1 protein-coding gene is annotated in these 1,826 nt (G+C 63.4%); it reads right to left on the bottom strand.

Annotation, left to right across the window (positions count from 1 at the left end; all coding sequences use genetic code 11):
• Nucleotides 1-192: 192 nt before the first annotated feature.
• Nucleotides 193-1,749 carry an IS1182 family transposase gene (locus IV498_RS18650; RefSeq protein ID WP_269048568.1) on the bottom strand — a complete coding sequence of 519 codons (1,557 nt, stop codon included), beginning with the start codon at nucleotides 1,747-1,749 and terminating at the stop codon, nucleotides 193-195.
• Nucleotides 1,750-1,826: the final 77 nt, after the last annotated feature.

The raw sequence follows: 1,826 nt of genomic DNA, 5'->3' as shown, positions 1-1,826 counted from the left end.
CTAGGAGCCCGCTGATTAAGGCGGATCTATTATGCCCGGGTTTTTCCGGTGGGCCATTTTTCGCGCCGGAGCCGGACGCCGGATTGGGCTCTTCTGGGCTGAAGTCCTGATCCGGAGCCGGTCTTGGGCGCTCCATGGGGCTTCTCGCGGTGGTTCAAGACGGTTTGTGCGTGGCTGTCCTGGTCCGGGGTGTTATCCAAGGGCCCACGCCCCGTTCTGGCCGGTCAGTCCAAGGGTGAGGAGTCGTTTGAGGTTGATTGCTGCAGCGCGGGTCAGCCACCAGGCATTGTTCTTTGCCACTCCACGGTATGGGACGCGTCGTGCGCCGCGGGTCATCCAGGCTATCGAGCGTTCCACCATCGGCCGGTGTTGGCGGTAAACGGCTTGGAACCCCGGGTCAGCAGCCCGGATTCGGTGTTCGCGGCGGAGCCGGTCGTGCGGGTGGATCAGCATTTTCCGCCCGTTCTTCGCCGTCGTGCATCGGCTCATCAAAGGGCAGGACGCGCAGGCTCCAGCAAAACTTACCCGCCCTTTCGCACTGATAGGGCGCGTGATCTTCGCCGGACAAGTCACTGTTTTCGCGCCCTCATTGATGGTGAAGTCATCGACGGTGAAGCCGTCTGGGACCGCCCTGCCCAACGGCATGGGCTTGATGATCGGGGTATGGCCAGCGGCAGTAATCGCCGTCAATAATTCCCCGCTGCCGTAAGCGGAATCACCGAGCACATCGACCCGTCCGGTTCCGATGCTGGTGTCAGCGGCAATGAGTTCGGCACCGCGGGCCGCGTCGCTGTTCTCCGGCCCGGCCGCTTTCGTCAGGGCCGCGGCCGTGACCAGACCGGTCTCGGGCTCCATCACGATGTGGCTTTTGAACCCGTCGATCTTCTTCTGCCGGCTCTTATGCGCGTGCCGGGCCTGCGGATCAACGGTGGAGATCACCCGGTCCGGAGCGACCTTACGGGCGATTCTCCACCGCCCGTCCGTGCCGTCAGAGCCCTCAGCCGGTTCAACATCCTGTCCCGCGACCAGGGCCAACAGCGCGAGAGTTTCCTGCTGCGCATCATCCAGGGACTGCGCATCGATACTGCCCAGCAAAGTCAGGGCGTCGGTAACCAATGCGGAGACGAGCTCATCCCGGGCACCCTTGTCATCCCATGCGATATCCGGTTTCCCGGGCTTCGCGTAATCATGGCCGCTCAAACCCGCAACCACCACATCGGCGCCGGGGATCTCCCGGCCAACCCGGCGGATCTGCGCGATCAGCTGGGTGACCGTGTCCTGCCGGGCGACCGCGTCCTCAAGGATGGTTGAATCAACGGCCCGGCGCCTGCGCCCGGAGAGCGCACCGGAGTGTGCAATGACCTCCGTGACGGCGTCGAAGATACGGTGCGGGCGATCGCTCTTGGCCAGACGCCGCCGCCAATAAGTGAGCACCGTCGGATGGAAGGAGTTCTCCGTCAACGCGAACCCGCACGCTGCTTTCCACCGCAGGTCAAAGGTGACAGCCTCCGCGGTTTCCCGGTCCGAGAGGTTAAGCAGAGTCTGTAAAACCATCACCGACGCGATCACGTCTGCCGGAGTCGACGGGCGCCCCCGCCCGGAGGCGAACAGATCCGCGAACGCGTCGTCGGGAAACAACTCGTGCCGGTGCTCAGCGAGGAACGCATACACCGAACCGGCCGGAAGCAAATGGCCCGCGAGCACACCAACATCCAAAAGCTGACGCTGACCATCATCAATACCCTGCATGAATCCAGTCTTCCGCAATCCCGGGAAACCGTTCGAAGGCGCGCCTTAACGCCCCCGATTAATCAGCACCGTCCTAG

The sequence above is a fragment of the Paenarthrobacter sp. Z7-10 genome (genome assembly GCF_026932795.1).
Lineage (GTDB): Bacteria > Actinomycetota > Actinomycetes > Actinomycetales > Micrococcaceae > Arthrobacter_M.
The sequence above is the reverse complement of the archived record's forward strand: the minus strand, read 5'-3'. Positions and strand labels throughout refer to the sequence as shown.

Coding starts and splice junctions, on each gene's coding strand:
- IV498_RS18650 (WP_269048568.1), bottom strand. CDS start 1,749: ATGCAGGGTATTGATGATGGTCAGCGTCAGCTTTTGGATGTTGGTGTG.